Origin of the sequence: Sporocytophaga myxococcoides DSM 11118, assembly GCF_000426725.1 — a bacterium.
GTDB classification, from domain to species: domain Bacteria; phylum Bacteroidota; class Bacteroidia; order Cytophagales; family Cytophagaceae; genus Sporocytophaga; species Sporocytophaga myxococcoides.
The window spans coordinates 94384-110957 of sequence record NZ_AUFX01000014.1 but is presented as its reverse complement, the minus strand read 5'-3'; the positions used below and the strand labels follow the sequence as shown (position 1 = coordinate 110957).

Annotated in this window: 16 protein-coding genes; 8 read left to right on the top strand and 8 right to left on the bottom strand. The window is 35.0% G+C overall.

Translation table 11 applies throughout. The features are described 5' to 3' along the window. Positions 1-47 precede the first annotated feature (47 nt). The 3 genes from K350_RS0117405 to K350_RS0117395 all read right to left on the bottom strand — a co-directional run bounded on the left by K350_RS0117405 (position 48) and on the right by K350_RS0117395 (position 3707). Positions 48-1655: a pyruvate dehydrogenase complex dihydrolipoamide acetyltransferase gene (locus K350_RS0117405; RefSeq protein ID WP_028980995.1), complete on the bottom strand. Its 1608-nt coding sequence runs from the start codon at positions 1653-1655 to the stop codon at positions 48-50. A 202-nt stretch (positions 1656-1857) separates the two neighbouring features. Then, positions 1858-2952: a fatty acid desaturase family protein gene (locus tag K350_RS0117400; protein ID WP_028980994.1), complete on the bottom strand. Its 1095-nt coding sequence runs from the start codon at positions 2950-2952 to the stop codon at positions 1858-1860. Positions 2953-3077: 125 nt separating this feature from the next. Next, positions 3078-3707 (bottom strand): histidine phosphatase family protein, encoded by a 630-nt coding sequence (locus K350_RS0117395; protein ID WP_028980993.1) that lies wholly within the window; start codon positions 3705-3707, stop codon positions 3078-3080. Positions 3708-3747: 40 nt separating this feature from the next. On the opposite strand from K350_RS0117395, the gene K350_RS0117390 reads away from it, so the two are divergent. From K350_RS0117390 to K350_RS0117375, 4 genes are all read left to right on the top strand, one after another. Continuing rightward, a complete protein-coding gene (locus K350_RS0117390) occupies positions 3748-4167 on the top strand; it encodes a hotdog fold thioesterase (RefSeq protein WP_028980992.1) in 420 nt (139 codons plus the stop codon). A 14-nt stretch (positions 4168-4181) separates the two neighbouring features. After that, positions 4182-5390, top strand: coding sequence for a chorismate-binding protein (locus K350_RS29365; protein ID WP_051313264.1), 1209 nt, complete (start codon positions 4182-4184; stop codon positions 5388-5390). 5 nt (positions 5391-5395) lie between these two features. Continuing rightward, complete coding sequence (gene menD / locus K350_RS0117380) at positions 5396-7081, top strand: 2-succinyl-5-enolpyruvyl-6-hydroxy-3-cyclohexene-1-carboxylic-acid synthase (RefSeq protein WP_051313262.1); 1686 nt, start codon at positions 5396-5398, stop codon at positions 7079-7081. Between the two features lie 99 nt (positions 7082-7180). Continuing rightward, complete coding sequence (locus K350_RS0117375; RefSeq protein ID WP_051313260.1) at positions 7181-8245, top strand: AMP-binding protein; 1065 nt, start codon at positions 7181-7183, stop codon at positions 8243-8245. Between the two features lie 52 nt (positions 8246-8297). Here the strand turns inward: K350_RS0117375 and K350_RS0117370 are convergent, their stop codons facing one another. After that, positions 8298-8843 (bottom strand): hypothetical protein, encoded by a 546-nt coding sequence (locus K350_RS0117370; RefSeq protein ID WP_028980989.1) that lies wholly within the window; start codon positions 8841-8843, stop codon positions 8298-8300. Positions 8844-8906: 63 nt separating this feature from the next. Here K350_RS0117370 and K350_RS0117365 point away from each other — a divergent pair, with 63 nt between their 5' ends. Beyond that, positions 8907-9653 (top strand): hypothetical protein, encoded by a 747-nt coding sequence (locus K350_RS0117365; RefSeq protein ID WP_028980988.1) that lies wholly within the window; start codon positions 8907-8909, stop codon positions 9651-9653. Positions 9654-9659: 6 nt separating this feature from the next. Here K350_RS0117365 and K350_RS0117360 read toward each other — a convergent pair whose 3' ends face one another. Further along, the gene (locus K350_RS0117360; protein WP_028980987.1) at positions 9660-10433 is read right to left on the bottom strand and encodes an XRE family transcriptional regulator; all 774 of its coding nucleotides are present in this window, start codon (positions 10431-10433) and stop codon (positions 9660-9662) included. A 359-nt stretch (positions 10434-10792) separates the two neighbouring features. On the opposite strand from K350_RS0117360, the gene K350_RS0117350 reads away from it, so the two are divergent. Next, positions 10793-11806, top strand: coding sequence for a hypothetical protein (locus tag K350_RS0117350; RefSeq protein ID WP_028980985.1), 1014 nt, complete (start codon positions 10793-10795; stop codon positions 11804-11806). Here the strand turns inward: K350_RS0117350 and K350_RS0117345 are convergent. The 3 genes from K350_RS0117345 to K350_RS0117335 are packed head-to-tail and all read right to left on the bottom strand — an operon-like array spanning position 11769 to position 15422. Beyond that, a complete protein-coding gene (locus K350_RS0117345; protein ID WP_028980984.1) occupies positions 11769-12557 on the bottom strand; it encodes an Fpg/Nei family DNA glycosylase in 789 nt (262 codons plus the stop codon). The two genes, K350_RS0117350 and K350_RS0117345, sit on opposite strands and share 38 nt — an antisense overlap. 57 nt (positions 12558-12614) lie before the next feature. Further along, a complete protein-coding gene (locus tag K350_RS29360) occupies positions 12615-14846 on the bottom strand; it encodes a penicillin-binding protein 1A (RefSeq protein WP_037576197.1) in 2232 nt (743 codons plus the stop codon). Positions 14847-14903: 57 nt separating this feature from the next. Next, positions 14904-15422: a TlpA family protein disulfide reductase gene (locus tag K350_RS0117335; RefSeq protein ID WP_028980983.1), complete on the bottom strand. Its 519-nt coding sequence runs from the start codon at positions 15420-15422 to the stop codon at positions 14904-14906. Between the two features lie 251 nt (positions 15423-15673). Here K350_RS0117335 and K350_RS0117330 point away from each other — a divergent pair, with 251 nt between their 5' ends. Both K350_RS0117330 and K350_RS0117325 read left to right on the top strand, forming a co-directional pair. After that, positions 15674-16054: a hypothetical protein gene (locus tag K350_RS0117330; protein ID WP_028980982.1), complete on the top strand. Its 381-nt coding sequence runs from the start codon at positions 15674-15676 to the stop codon at positions 16052-16054. A gap of 161 nt (positions 16055-16215) precedes the next feature. Continuing rightward, positions 16216-16563 (top strand): hypothetical protein, encoded by a 348-nt coding sequence (locus tag K350_RS0117325; protein ID WP_028980981.1) that lies wholly within the window; start codon positions 16216-16218, stop codon positions 16561-16563. Positions 16564-16574: the final 11 nt, after the last annotated feature.

The window sequence follows — 16574 nt, the reverse complement described above, 5'->3', positions numbered from 1 at the left end:
ACAAATAAGCCTCCCGGTTGTTGAGAGGCTTATTCTATTATTTTTTACTAAACCAGAATTCTGACCGGATCTTCTAAGAATTCTTTTAGAGTTTGAAGGAAAGCAGAACCAACTGCTCCGTCTAATGCTCTGTGGTCGCATGATAATGTAAGTTTCATCACGTTACCAATTTTTATTTCACCATTCTTAACAATTGGAAGTTGCTTAATACCTCCTACTGCTAAAATTGCTGCATCAGGAGGATTGATGATTGCTGTAAACTCTTCAATACCAAACATTCCCAGATTAGAAATAGTGAAAGTATTCCCAGACATTTCAGCTGGTGATAGTTTTTTATTCTTAGCTTTTCCACCTAACTCTTTTACTTCTGTTCCAATTTGAGATAATGATTTATTATCCGCAAATCTTAGAACAGGTACTAAAAGACCTTCTTCTACCGCAACCGCAACACCAATATGAATATGGTGATTGTATCTTATTTTATCTCCTAACCATGATGAATTTACTTTAGGATGTTTTCTTAAAGCCGCTGCCGTAGCTTTAATTACCATGTCATTGAAGGAAATTTTAACAGGAGCGACTTCGTTGATGCTTGCTCTGGCTTCGATAGCCTTATCCATGTTTACTTCCATGGTCAGGTAGAAGTGAGGAGCACCAAATTTACTTTCGCCAAGTCTCTTGGCTATCGTTTTTCTCATTTGAGAAACAGGAACCTCATCAAAACTTTCCTGACCTACATATGCAGGAGCAGAAACAGTTTTAGTTTCTGTAGCTTGTGGTGCAGCTGCAGGAGTTTTAAAGCTCTCAATGTCTTTTTTAACTATTCTGCCAAACTCTCCTGAACCGTGAACCTGCTTAAGATCAATACCTTTGTCTTTTGCAATTTTTCTAGCCAAAGGAGAAGCTTTCAATCTGTGATCTCCACTGGAAACTGAAGATGTCTGTGCTGTTGCCTGAGGAGCTGCACTCTCTTTCTTCTCTTCTTTTGCTGCAGGAGCAGCTGAAGATGCACCTGAAGCCGAAGCTGAAAGTAATGTCTGATAATCAGCGCCCTGCTCTCCTATGATGGCAAGTACACCATCAACAACAACTGCTTCTCCATCTTTAACGCCTACATATAATAATATGCCGTCATTATATGATTCCAACTCCATTGTAGCTTTATCTGTAGCTACCTCTGCAAGTAGGTCACCGGATTTAACTTTATCACCTACTTTTTTATGCCAAGCAACGATGGTACCCTCTGTCATGGTATCACTCATTTTAGGCATCCTGATTATTTCAGCATTAATATTTGATGTATCAACTTTAGCTGCTGCTTTCTGAGGAGCAGGCTCAGTTTTTGTTTCTGAAGGAGCTGATGCAGGAGCTGCACCACCTTTACCCACGCTGCTGAGTAGCCCGTCGATATTCTCTCCATCTTTTCCAATGATAGCAATTACTCCATCCACAGGAGCTGATTCTTTTTCTTTTACACCTATAAATAAAAGTGTACCATCCTCGTAAGATTCCAGCTCCATTGTAGCCTTGTCAGTTTCAACCTCAGCAAGTACGTCTCCGGACTTTACTTTGTCTCCTACTTTTTTATGCCACGTAGCAATAACACCGTCTGTCATGGTATCACTCATCTTGGGCATTCTGATCACTTCAGCCATTGTACTAAATGCAATTGTTTAATTAATGCTTAGAAATTAACTTAAACTGTAATTATAGGGTAAAACTACCTTTCAAAACAAGTTTTTAACGGACCAAATTTAAAAATAAAACGCAAAAAGTACTATCCCCACCCTGAAAATATAAAGGAGTGGGGATATTTTTCTTAAAATCAATATTTCTTAGGGATTTAACCTCATTCTTTTAGACCGCTGTTTCCATTTCCGGCCTGCTAAATCGTTTCAGAACCTTAAAATGTGACACCAAAGCTTCTCCAAAAGTTGGATATTCGTGATAAGGAATACCGAATTCAATAGCTGTTTCTCTAACTATCTCAGAAATTATCGGATAATGAATATGACAAATTTTAGGAAATAAATGATGCTCAACCTGCATATTCAATCCACCGCACAAGAATGAAGCTATAGGGCTTTTTCTTGCAAAATTCGCAGTTGTACGCATTTGATGAACTGCCCAGGCTTCTTCAATATTTCCATCTTCATTTGGATCAGGGAACTCTGTTAATTCAACCACGTGAGCAAGTTGAAATACAAGACCTAGTACAAGTCCTTCTGCAAAGTGCATAGTTAAGAACCCTATAATGAACTGCCACCACGTAATATCAACCAATACAAGTGGAAGAACTATAAAGGCAACATAATATAAAAACTTAAACAAAAACAGCTTTACATATTCTTTTTTGGGATGGTCATTCACGTGAGTTCCAATATTCTTTTTAAAGAATTTGATATAATCTTTTCTCATTACCCATGAAAGACTTGCAAGACTATAAAGAAAAAAGGCATAGTAATGCTGATATCTTTGTATCTTACTCGCTTTTTCTTCAGGATTTAATCTGATAAGGCCGGGAGCGATTTCGATATCTTCATCATGACCGTGAATATTGGTATAGGTATGATGCACTACATTGTGTGCTATACTCCACAAATAAGCATTGGCACCTATGAGGTTAAATAAATAACCTAAAACCTTATTAAGCGTGGTATTGGTAGAATAAGACCCATGAATGGCATCATGGCAAATATTAAATCCGATAAATGCAGCAAACATCCCTAGCAGTGCGCTAAGCACCCACATAGTGATAAGTCCGAATTGATTTGAGATTATTAATCCATAGAAAAGCATTAACCCTCCCAAAAAAAACACTGTTTTAAAATACATTGCAGTGTTACCTGTCTTCGAGATATTATTCTCTGTAAAATAATTATCTACTCTTTCTCTGACGGTAGAAAAAAAACCAGTTTTCTTAACGTCGATGAATTTTACTTTTGCTAACATTTATGGTATTTAGGTATTATAATTTCAATCTTTTCTTTGCTAATACGAAAAAATTCTATTCATGAATGAAAAACATTACATGAACGAATAGTCATATTTTGGAAATATATGTATATCAGATTTTTTTAACAAAATAAATTTTTCAAATGTTCCATGCAATTTGATTTTTCAATCACAAGCCCTGTATCGCCGGAATAAGTCAGGATATATAAGCCAAGATTATGATGTTCAAATGTTTCCATTTTACTCAAATCATTGTGCAGTATGGATGCAAGTAAAATCCTCAAAGCCCGTCCGTGCATGCATATTAAAACATTTTCTTCTTTATCGTTAGAAATAATGTGATTCCATGCATCTAAAAGTCTTTTCTCGACTTCACGAGGACTTTCGCCACCGTCCATTTTGAGGTCAAAATTTCCGGAGTTCCAACCTTTTACCAGCTGCCAGTATTGTGTATTTTCATCAACACTTATCATCTGGCCATCTTTATTGCCCCAGTTGATTTCGTTGAGTCCTTTCAATGTTTCAAAAGAAATACCCAGATTTATAAATGGTTGAACGGATTGTTTGGTTCGTTTTAACGCAGAAATATAAATTTTATCAAACGGAACATTTCTATATGAATTATAAAATGCCTTTGCCTGATTATGGCCCGTCTCATTCAGATCTGTATCTACTCCACTCCCCTGAACAATTCCTTTCAGATTATAATCTGTCTGGCCATGTCTTAAAAGGTAAATTTTTTTCGTTTTCAATTTTCTTCTACTTTTGTACTTAATATAGTATTGCAAAATAATGATTAATCCCAACATTACTGTTCAAGACCTTAATAATCTATCTAAAAATACAATGGTAGAGTATTTAGGGATTGAATACATTGAAGTCGGTGCAGACTATATCATTGGCAAAATGCCCGTAGATAACCGTACCCATCAACCAATGGGATTTCTGCACGGAGGAGCGTCAGTTGTACTTGCTGAAACACTAGGATCCATCGGTTCGGCATCATGTGTGAATCTTGAACAATTTTCTCCATTTGGCCTGGAGATCAACGCAAACCATGTTAAAAGCGTTCGTAGCGGCTATGTATATGGCAGAGCATCTCTTATTCACTTTGGGAAAAATACACACATCTGGGATATCAGAATTGAAAATGAAAAAAAAGAATTAGTTTGTATCAGCAGACTAACTGTTGCCATAGTACCAAAAAAGTAAAATACACTTATCGGATGAAGGGATTGAGTACCCGCACTGACTTTATTCAAAGTTTTGATCGGGTTGAAGAAACACTGGAGCGATTATTCACCGCTTCTTTTAACCTTGGACTTGCTGTCGCTGTATGGAGAGAACCAGGGAGGAATGATATTTCCATCATCATTGACTTTTCAGAAACTCTTAATAAAGTTGAGTTTAATGAAAACATTGAACCTGGATTTCTTTTAAGTCCATTTATCAACCCGGACTTAAAAGAAACTATTCTGATCAGACCTGACATTTATTTCAATTCTTCTGAAAGCGAAATACAAGTAAATAATATTCCCAATATTGATCTGGCTGATAAATTCGAATATCATTACAATGAGTTTACGTCTATCCATCAGGAAAAACTTACCTCGAAAAGGTCACATACAAGTCAGCCTCAGGAATTCAAAACACAGGTAGAAAAAGCTGTTGAAGAAATTCAAAAAGAACAATTTAAGAAAATTGTCCTTTCCAGATCAAAAGAGAAAGAACTTCCTGCTGGATTTAATCCTTTTCAATTCTATCTTCAGCTTTGCCAAAAACATCCTCAGGCGTTCACTTCCCTGGTAAGTCATCCGACATTGGGAACATGGATTGGAGCCACTCCTGAATTGCTTATCAGTGTTTCCAAAGATAATATCTTCAAAACAATAGCTTTAGCTGCAACCAAACCTGTAACCAGCATTCAAAAACTTAATGAAGTTGTCTGGACACAAAAGGAAATTGAAGAGCAGGCAATAGTAAGTCGGTACATCATCAATTGTTTTAAATCTATCCGACTACGGGAATATGATGATGAAGGACCAAGGACTGTTCAGGCGGGGAATCTTTTTCATCTGAGAACAGATTTTACTGTTAATATCAATGAAGTTCCGTTCCCTGATCTTTTATTCAGCATGTTAAAACTACTTCACCCTACTTCTGCTGTATGTGGCACTCCCAAAGAGCCTGCCATGAATTTCATAAAAGAAGTGGAAAATTATGACAGAGAACTATTTACAGGGTTTCTTGGACCAATCAAAATAAATAACGAAACTAGTATTTATGTAAATATCCGATGCTGCAAAATTCAATCAGGGAAAGTGACCTTCTTTGCAGGTGCCGGTATTACAAAAGATTCAGTGGCTGCCAATGAATTGGAAGAAACCAATCATAAAATGTACACTTTAGAATCGCTTTTTGATCATCTTCAATAATACTTGTGGAATCAATTTATAATATTGCAGAAATCTGCTCTAAAAAAGGTCTTAATAACTTTATATTATCACCCGGCTCTCGCTGTGCTCCGCTTACTGTAGCCATAGTCAACCACCCCGGCTTGACTAGCAGGACAATTACAGATGAAAGATCGGCAGCATTTATTGCATTAGGCTTATCTCTTGAAACCCAAAAACCAGTTGGGCTTTTATGTACAAGCGGTACTGCTTCACTTAATTATTCCCCTGCTGTAGCTGAAGCTTTTTACCAACAAATACCGTTGATAATACTGACTGCTGATAGACCTCCGGAATGGGTGGATCAGCAAGACGGACAGACTATCAGACAGCAAAATATTTATGGAAGCCATGTAAAAAGATTCTTCCAGCTTCCAACAGATCATCAAAACCCTGATTCGGCCTGGCATATTCAAAGAAGTATTTCTGAGGCTATAAACTTAGCTGAGTCCTATCCTAAAGGCCCTGTACATATTAATATACCTTTACGCGAGCCATTTTATCCTAAAAACAGCAGTGATGTAAAATATTCTGCTGTTAGAATAATTGAAAAAGTAAAGGCTCAATCTGAAATTGACATATTAGGTCTGCAACAACTTACACAATTATTTAATCAAAGTGAGAAAGTAGTATTGCTAAGCGGCCAAAACAATAATGATACAGAACTGAATACTGCAGTATCTGAATTTACAGAATATCATAGAATTCCCCTATGGGCTGAACCTATTGCCAATCTTCATTGTAAGAATGCAATACAAAACATTGATATAATTCTTTCAGGAGAACCTGCATTAGAAAAGCTATCACCAGATTTGCTTATCACATTTGGACAATCAGTACTATCTAAAAGTCTGAAATCTTTTCTAAGAAAATACAAACCCAAACATCATTGGCATATAGATCCTTCCGGGGAAGGTGCTGACACCTATCAAAGTCTTTCGCATATTATTCCTGTTGAACCGAAATCTTTTTTTCATACATTTAAAGCTGACCTGAAAAACGATGAATGGCTGAAGAATTGGATTGATATGGATAAGAAAGGTTTGACCCTTCTTAAAAACTTCTTTCATTCACCAACTGAATTTTCCGAATTTGAAGCAGCTTTTGAAGTCATAAAAAAATTATCTCGTGAAAATATTCTTCATTTATCCAACAGTATGCCTGTTAGATATGCGAATTACTTTGGAAGCTTTATCAAATCGGGAACTATTGTAAGAGCAAACAGAGGTACAAGCGGAATAGATGGAGTGCTCAGCACTGCTGTTGGCAATGCTTTAGGAACTGAAAAGCTGGTATTTCTTATAACTGGAGACCTTGCTTTTTTTTATGACAGAAATGCCTTTTGGAATAACTACATGCCTGATAATTTAAGGATTGTTTTACTAAATAATCATGGTGGCGGTATCTTTAACATGATTGATGGCCCTAAAAATCTGAAAGAAGCGTCTGACTATTTTATTACCAATCAAACTCTGAAAGCTGATAATATTGCAAAAGAATTTAATCTTGAATACCTATACAGCAACGACAGTGAATCTCTGAAGACTACCTTGCCAAAGCTATTAGCGAGTTCTGGTAAATCAAAGATTTTAGAAATAGAAACCAGTATAGATAACAATACTAAAATTTTCAATTTCTTTAAGCAGAAGATTAAAGAGAAATATGGGAAGTAAGTACTTGTAATTTTTTTTGACTTACAACGGGTATTTTATTTTAGATATACTGAAAGACTTGTAAACAAGATCCTTTTAAAAAACTTTAGTACTGACAAAGTGGATATCTATCTGAATAATCGAAAAATTGAATTAGAAAAGCTGGATCTTTTCACCTCCTCCGATGAATATGAATCCACAACAATCTCTTTTTTAAGGGACTGGTGGGATAATAAAGATATATTTTTTCTTCAAACTTCAGGCTCTACCTCAGAGCCTAAAATCATTGAAATAAGCAGAGTACAAATGGAAGCAAGTGCAAGGGCCACAATAAAAGCACTTAAACTGAAATCCGGCGACAGGGCCCTAGTTTGCATCAATACGAATATGATTGGTGGTAAAATGATGCTTGTCCGAACATTGGTAGAAGGGTTTAATTCCTATATTATTCCTCCTGTTTCAGATCCCTTTAAATCAATTCCCAATAATTTTGAATTTGATTTTACAGCCATAGTTCCGCTCCAGCTGGAAACAATTTTGAACAATCCTGAAAGCTCAGCAAGGCTAAATAAGTTAAAAGCTGTTATTGTAGGTGGAGCTGCAGTTTCAGAAACATTGAAAGCCCGGCTTCAAACCTTAAATGTGCCTATATACAGTACTTATGGGATGACAGAAACGGTAAGCCATATAGCTTTAAAATTATTAAATGGTCCACAGCAATCAGATTATTTTAATGTATTTGAAGATATAGAGACCAGATTAGATTTGAGGGGCTGTTTGGAAATTAAAGGTATTGTAACCAAGAATCAATGGATTACGACCAATGATCTTGTTCAATTTCATTCTGAAAGAGAATTCACATGGCTTGGGAGGATTGATAATATTATAAATTCAGGTGGAATTAAACTTCAGATAGAATCCATTGAAGATAAAATTAACAGAATCCTGAAAGAGAGAAATTTTGGAGGAAATTTCTTTTTAGCTAAACAATCTGATGAAAAGCTGGGAGAAGCCTTGGCCTTTTATTATGAAGGCTTTGAAAGTTCAAAATCAGAAATACTTCAATTATTACAAAAAGAATTGCCCAAATATGAAGTTCCAAGGTATTTAAAATTTTGTCAAAATTTTGAATACACAGCATCAGGAAAAATTGACAAGCTAAAGACAGTTAAATGTAACAAATAAACCTGCCCCGATTACACAGAACAGGTTTATTTAGTTTTATTGTACCCTAATATTATCTTATCTTTTTCAGAAAATCTTTCACAAGACCATCAAAGTCAAATTTTTGTAAATCAGAATAAGCATCAATAGTGTGCAAATATTCAAGATCTTCAAAATCCGTAATTCTCAGAGCAAAAATTGGGAACCCCCACTCCTCTTCATCTGGGTTAGAATAAGGGGTTTTTACATAACCCATATCTACAAACTCATAATCCAACACATCCAGTACACTTTGACTTACCTTGTTCTTCTTTAAAATTGGGGTAATTGTTTCAATAATCAAAGGTCTCCAACGCTGATTCAAATCTTCCAGCTTTAATTCTATTACCTTCTCTCTGAAGTCATAATATTCTTCAAAAAGAGCATCTAATAAATCTTCAGCAAATTCAGCAGTATCTGTATCTTTGTGGCCATGAATAGCCATTTTAAGCACTTCGAAATCCCAAAGCTTCACTATAACACCATCAGCTTCGAACTTAATACCCAAATCCTTGGCTGTCAACTTAATACCTGTTTCACCTAATATTGTATCACAGATAATACTTTTTAAACCTTTCATTATTTACGTTTGTACTAATTTGCGTTGAAAAATATTTATAAAATTTAAAAAAACAAATCAAATATGAATAACTTTCACAGTTTTGAAATAAATTTTACACCTTCTGAACTTTACCCCCCTTACGCCAACACCATTAATTTGAAATTTATTAACGCAAATAATCTGCTCAAAGTTGAATTTAATATTAAATATATTGGACGTGAAGAACTCGCAGAAGATGAAATTTTAGATGAAGGATTCAGTTTGAACGATGATTATAACTGGAATGGCAGTTTAAGTTCCGCGTGGATTGCTCCAATTCAGACTCTAATCAACAAATCCACATTCGCTAAAGAGGAATCAGAAATAAAAGTACTGATTGAAGCTCCCAAAATCATATCAGGATCTCCTGAGAATATTGATGAATGGGCTTATTTCATTCAAGAAGTGACACAAGCCATTTATGAAACATCAGGTAAGGAAGCCAATTTAGAAATTAACTTTATAAAGAACTTCCCCCAGGATCTAGTCACGGTCAATCTTAAACCCGAATTTAAAACTCGAAAATTTATAGCCGAAATAGAAAAAAACAATCAGAAAAAGGTTGTGGAATTGAAATGGGAAGACCTCAAAAATACGCTTCAAACAGTTTATCTCCCTGAATACGTTTATGAGAACAGCCTTCCTACTCCCGGCAAAGCTGAGGGGTATTATATTAATATTGGAGAAGGTATTTGGTTCAAAGCAAATGAGGGAGTAATCAATCTTTCAGATAAAGATAAAAGTGTCTCAAAACTAATAGAAATGTTTGAAAAAATATCGAAGAAGTAAGGTACCTTACTTCTTCAAATTTTTAAGCTCTTCTTTCATATTTACAACCATATGAGCAAGCTTTTCTATTGACATATCAGGTTTGGGAAACTCCGTACTGATGAATGCTTTTGCCTCCCATACTTCAAGTATGTCATCTGGATGTACTTCATAAGGACTATAAACAGGATTATCTGATGATAATAGAAATACCTCTTTAGTTTTTAATTGGTTAAGGACTCTTTTGTAGACGATACCCTCTTTTGAAGTCACAACAATATAAGTCTGATCATCTTTGACATAATTCCAGTTATCAACATATTGACCTATAATAATGGTACCTGAGACAAGGGGCAACATTGAATCGCCTGAAATTTCAAAAGCACGAAAGGTCCCATTTTTAAAATTCGGGAGATAAAAATTGGGAAGATCTCCAATGTATTCCGGATCAGCGTAACCATTGAGGTATCCAGCAGCCGCTTTTTGAGGAACCATAGGAACTGATTCATTGTCGTTTTTATCTACAGTTATTGAAAGCACCCTTAATTTTTTTGCTTCAATATCTTTCTGCATCACTTGCTTATAGCTTTCCGGATCTTTTAAATCCCCACTAATAAGGGCATCTACCGACACTTCAAGTATTTTAGAAAACATGATGAGATTGTACAAACCAGGTTCTGCCCGTCCTTCTTCATAAGCACCTAATAAAGACCTTTTTATTCCCACTTTTTCAGCCAATTGCTCCTGTGTAAATCCTTTTTGTTTTCTTAAATGCTTAATATTGTCACTGATCAGAGTCATGTTTTTTCAAATTATATCCACTAATTAAATCAAAATATTGATATCCTGTAATACATTGCTAATCATTCTGCTCAAACTGCTTTTATTTTCGATCAGTTTTTCACCATGAATGAAAAATCCCGTATTATCTTCTAATAGGTAATTCACTTGGATGAATCTCGAATTGGGTATGGGTTTACGTAAAAAATATTTTAATTTAAAACCCTTTTTAGCAGAGACTAACATAAATACGATGTTTTTTAGCAAATAAACATCATAAAACTAAACTAAGCTAATATTTTTAGTAAAATTTTCTAGAAAATTAATTTATTAGCAAAAATAAATTAGTAATTAACCAATAAAAGAGAGTGGAACACTCAATGAAACAAAATTTAATACTTAACCTAACAGCTTTACTTTTTATTTTCATATCCCCTTCTTGTAAGGAAGCTTCTCACCATGAATCTAATGATAACCAGATACCCGCACAGTTGAAATCCTCTGGTATTAAATATTCTACAATAGATTCTCTTGAAAATGGCCTCATTTTTTTTATCCAGAGTTTAGACACTGTTACAAATGAAAAGGCTAAAGTGATAGAAGTTGACTTCAAAGTTGATTTATCAGATCAGTTTTGGAAAGAAGTAAAAAATCAAGGAATTGAAGCTCTATACATTTCCTTATCGTGCTCAGGTAAAAAGACATACACATCTCCAATAAATTATTATTCAGAAAAATTTCTAAGCTTGCATGATGAATTTCTGCTTGTTAAAGAAGGTAATAGAATTCTCAATTACTCTATTCCTCTTAGATCTCTGGAACTGTCAAAAGGAATACATGAACTTAACCTGAAATTTGAAGCTATTCCAGTCCGGTTTAAACAAGATAGCCTGAAAAGCGATCTTAAAGAAGTTGAGTATTTTTCGCATAAACCTGTAGCATCAAAGAAAATTAAATTTCAAATAAATGCCCCTGAGCTCATTAACACTTCTATTGAAGTATTAAAATTTAAACTGAATACGAATGTTTGTGATCCTTCCAAATATGACTATGCCTTTGGAGGTACAGGGTTTCCTGATCTTTTCTGGGATATTCAATGCGGTGATGACTATATTTATCACAGTCCGGAAATAAAAAATGTAACTCAATATACAAAGGCCTTCCAATCAAATTATTTTATGTGCGCACCCGATGATAAAATAACTATTCGAGCTGTTGATTTTGATAAAGGACCTTTCAATACCCAACATGATGTTATAGAAACTTGGTCAGGAAAGATCAATGATATAAGTATAGAGCAACCAGATACATTTTCTTTTGGCAATCTTGAATATTTAATTGTTCAAAGAAAGTTACCTAATAAAGCTCTTGACAAGCCTCGCAAAAATAAGTAGTTCGGCCATTTATTTTAATTACATTAATTTTACCGCATTTACTCGGACAATCTTCATTTTCTCTTCTATGATTGATTAAAAACTTAGTTGGAAAATCTTCTCTGTGAGCCTCATATTTTATAGCTGTCTTCAAGACTTTATTCATTGTAGAAAACAACTTCTTTATTTTATCTTCAGGTATTCGACTTCCTTTTGATTCCGGATGAATACCAGCCTGAAAAAGTATTTCATCTGCGTATACATTTCCAATTCCCGAAATCAATGACTGGTCCATCAGGATAGATTTGATCTTTCCTTTCCTCTTATGAATTATGTCATGAAACTCTTCAGATTTAATATTTAGGGCGTCTTTTCCTAAATTATTTTGGGATATCAGGTCGTCAAGGCTACGGACAAGACTTATGTGTCCGAATTTTCTTTGATCTTCAAAAGCTAACCCTTCTCCGTCCTGGAAAATAAAAAGTAATCTTGTATATGGAGGAATTTTAGAAAGATCATCAATGAGTTCCAGGTCACCTGTCATACCGAAATGAATATCGAGACCGGTTTCAGGGCCAATTTCTGTAAAGAGATGTTTTCCGTACCTATCTGAATTTTTAAATGATTTGCCCTTCAGGGTCTTGTTTAATTCTTTTTCGGAGATTCCTTTAAGAATACGCTTTTCAAAAACTTCAACTCTTTCAATCTTTTTATTAAGAGTTGTCTTATCAAAATAATCTCTGAAGATAGAAACATCTGGTAATTCCGGCATAACTTTATTCCTTTATCTTATCAAGAAAACAAAGGAATAAAGTGTTTCGTGCTTCTGTTAATCAAAGGAAGACGGTAAATCTACTATCGTGGAATCCACCTCATCGGTAGCAGATTCACAATCAAAAGAAGCATTGAGAGATTCGGGGATTTCAAACTTCGTTTTTACTCCAAGATTCTTATCTGCAAATACTTTTTGCATATAAAGTCCCCAGATTGGTAATGCCATTCTTGCTCCTTGTCCAAATCTCATATCAGGGAAGTGAATATTTTTATCATCAGCGCCAACCCACACACCCGAGACCAAATCCGGTGATACTCCCATAAACCAGCCATCTGCAGAGTTTTGAGTGGTACCGGTTTTTCCTCCTACTTCACTTGTTATATTAAATTTCCTTACAAGGTCCCTAGCTGTACCTCCATCTTCTTCAGCTGATCCCTTAAGCATATAAACCATAGAGGCTGCGGTTTCAGAAGATATAACTTGCTGCGGAATATTTCTGAATTCTTCCAGAACATTGCCATATTTATCTTCAATTCTCGTAATCATCAATGGTTCATATCTATAGCCATTATTTACGAAAGCGCAATAGGCCTGAGTCATATCAAAAACAGATACGTCGCTAGTTCCAAGTGCAAGTGTAGGAACTGCTTCCAATTGAGAAGATATACCAAGACGTTTCGCAAAAGCAACAATAGAATCCGGACCGCTTAGTTTCATAAGATATGCAGCGATAGTATTTACAGACCTTGCCATTCCAAGACGCAAAGTCATATAGTCATTAGAATAATTGTTATTGCTGTTTTTGGGAATCCATACTTTTCCATCGGGCATTGTGAATGGAACCTGTGTGTCCAGCACTTTAGAGCAAGGAGTTAACCCCTTTTCCTCTATCGCATAGGCATAAAGTAGTGGCTTAAATGTAGAACCTGGTTGTCTTGCTCCTTTTTTAACATGGTCATATTTAAAATATCTGAAGTTAACATCTCCTACCCAGGCTTTAACCTGACCGTTATGAGGATCCATACTAACCATTCCTGTATGAAGGAAATGAAGATAATACCTAACAGAATCCATTGGGCTCATAGTAGTATCCCGAGTTCCTTTAAGTGTATAGATTTTCATTTTAACCTTCTTGTTCATTTCTTTGAAAATCAGCTCTGGATTATTACCCAGCTCTGCTTTCAAAACTCTATATCTTTCAGATCTTTTAGCAAATCTCTCTACAAACTTTTTATCATCAAGTTTATTTGAAGCCCAGGGAGTTTTGCCTTTCCATTCTGCAAAAAACTCCTTTTGAAGTGCTGTCATATGATTTGAAACAGCATCTTCTGCATAGGTCTGCATTTTTGAATTAATGGTAGTATAAATTTTCAAACCATCAGCATACAGATTATACCCGTGCTCATCGCACCAATTAACGAGATAATCCTCTACATAGTCTCTGAAGTATGGCGCGAGACCAGTATTCTGGTTTTCATAGGTAATATCTAATGCAAGAGGGGTCTGCTTAAGCTTTTCAAACTGATCCTTACTTAGATAATTGTATTTTACCATCTGACTTAGAACCGTATTCCTTCTATTCAGTGCTTTTTCCTCCTTTCTGATTGGATCATAAACACTTGGTCCTTTAAGCAAACCTATAAGCATGGCTGCTTCTTCGGTTTTAAGTTTAGATGTTTTTTTATTGAAATACTTTTTAGCAGCAGATGTAATTCCATAAGTCCCATTGCCGAATTCCACAGTATTAAGATACATATTCAAAATCTCCTGCTTTGTGTAGGCTCTTTCAAGTCTGGTCGCGGTGATAATTTCTTTGAATTTCACCACTGGCATAAACTTGCTCAGAGGGCCCTGATATTCTTTTGACTGCCTCATTTGGAAAAGATTTTTGGCCAACTGCTGACTCAAAGTGCTCGAGCCCCTTTTCTGAAATGTAACTGCATAGAGAAAAATAGCAAAAGTACCTTTAAAATCGACCCCAGAATGCTTGTAAAAACGAACGTCTTCCGTAGCAATCAGAGCATTAACCAAATCAACAGGAAGATCTTTGTAATCTGCGTTTGATCTATTAAACTTAAAATACTTTCCCATCAGCACATGGTCTTCAGTATAAACTTCTGATGACAGATCACTTTTTGGATTTTCAAGAATTTCCAGAGAAGGAATTTTACCAAACAAACCGAAAAGGTTTATGGAAATAGAGAAAATGAATAATGCAATGAATAGAGCCAAGCTCCAAAATCCTACCCAAAGGAATTTAATCTTTTTGTCTTTAAAGCTAATCATACAAAAAAGGGTTCTAAAAAGAACCCAATTTAAAATGTCTTTTAGTCAATACCAATACTATTGTGTAAGTAATTTTTTAATATCCTCTGACCAACCGTCTTCGAAAGGAGCTTTGGCATTCGGATCCGCAATATTTCCATTTTTATCAATCAGGATAAAGCGGGGAATTGAAACAACTCCATATTTAGCAATGATTTCCCCCTCGTTTCCTTCATAAGAATGAACGTGAATTCCTTCAATTCCTTTTCTCTTAACGACTTTTTTCCATTTATCTTTTTCACGATCAATAGAAATATACAAAAAAACTACATCGGGATTCTCGAGGAATTCCTGTTTAGGCTCATGTGACAACGCAATTGCCTCCATACAAGGACCGCACCAGGTAGCCCAGACATCCATGTAAACTACTTTTCCTTTAAAGTCGCTCAATGAAACTTTCTTACCATTAATATCAGTAAGGGTAAAATCAGGTGCCGCCTCCTTAACTCCTTTGTTAGTTTCCAAAGTCGTTTCCTTTGGCTTGAAGCTTGACAAAAGGACGACAGGAAAGAATAATACCCAAAATATCTTTTTCATAGCACTTGAATTTAAATAAGGTTTGTGTCCAATAAGTTCATTTTCATCTCTAAAATTTAAAGATACAGTCCAGGATGATAAAACAAAATCTGAATGAAGTTATCTTTAAAATGAAGCTTCACTATCCCAATCTTTATATTCTAAATTTAACCACTGAAAGTAAGTGATATGCATATCTTTTTTTTTATTATATTCTTGTGTTTAACTACCATTTTATTTAGGTTTGATTATCAATTTACACACCTCCTTAAATGAAACAGATTCTTATTTCTTTTCTAGTCTCACTTGCGCTTTATTCCTGCACAGGCAAGAAAGAAATGAGTATTTATTCATCCTCTCCCGATGGCTCGCTTTCTATTTTTATTTCAGGTATAAAGCCCAATCTTGTTGATCCTTTCACGGTGCGCTTTGGTTTGAAAGGAATGGAATTATCTGAAGCTCCGTCCACTGAAATTTATTCTTCTGATCTAAACGAAAAGACTGTCAACTTTGAATGGGAAACAAACCAACGTTGTCTTATTCGATTTAAACAACAAGACGGTAAATACAAGTCTTTTGTAATGGATGTAGATTCAGAGACACTTTCAGTAAATGAGCTTCACCTAAATAATTTATCTGAAGATGTAGAATAATTTTTTTCACTGATTATTTCATTACCACTTAACATAACTTACTGATTTTCCTAATTAAATATTAGTTAAATCCAACTTGCATTTTTCGAAACCCTTTTTGATTAAACAAACTGCATAGTTTTTGTTTTAAACTAATACAGCACCATTTCAAGGAGGGAATTATGTCACATATTAAATTGAATATCTTCATTTTAATTTTCTTTTTGGGAAATGTATTTGCCTGCAGTCCATATAATGGACAAACAGATAAAGTGAACAGGCCATTGCCTGAGAAAAAAACAGACACATTAAGTTCAAGATCCATACCAGACCCTACTCCAAAAGACTCTCTGAATGCAGACAGTGTAAAAACCGTAGATAAAGAGACAACCAAAAAGGTAGATATCCGATATATCAGAAAATCTATCAATCTTCACAAGAGACCATTAGTAGCTTCTTCAGCAATTACTCAACAATTACTTATTGCTAGAATTGGCACCTCAGAAGATGAGTTAAATATTATTGATTAAAGAAGTTATCA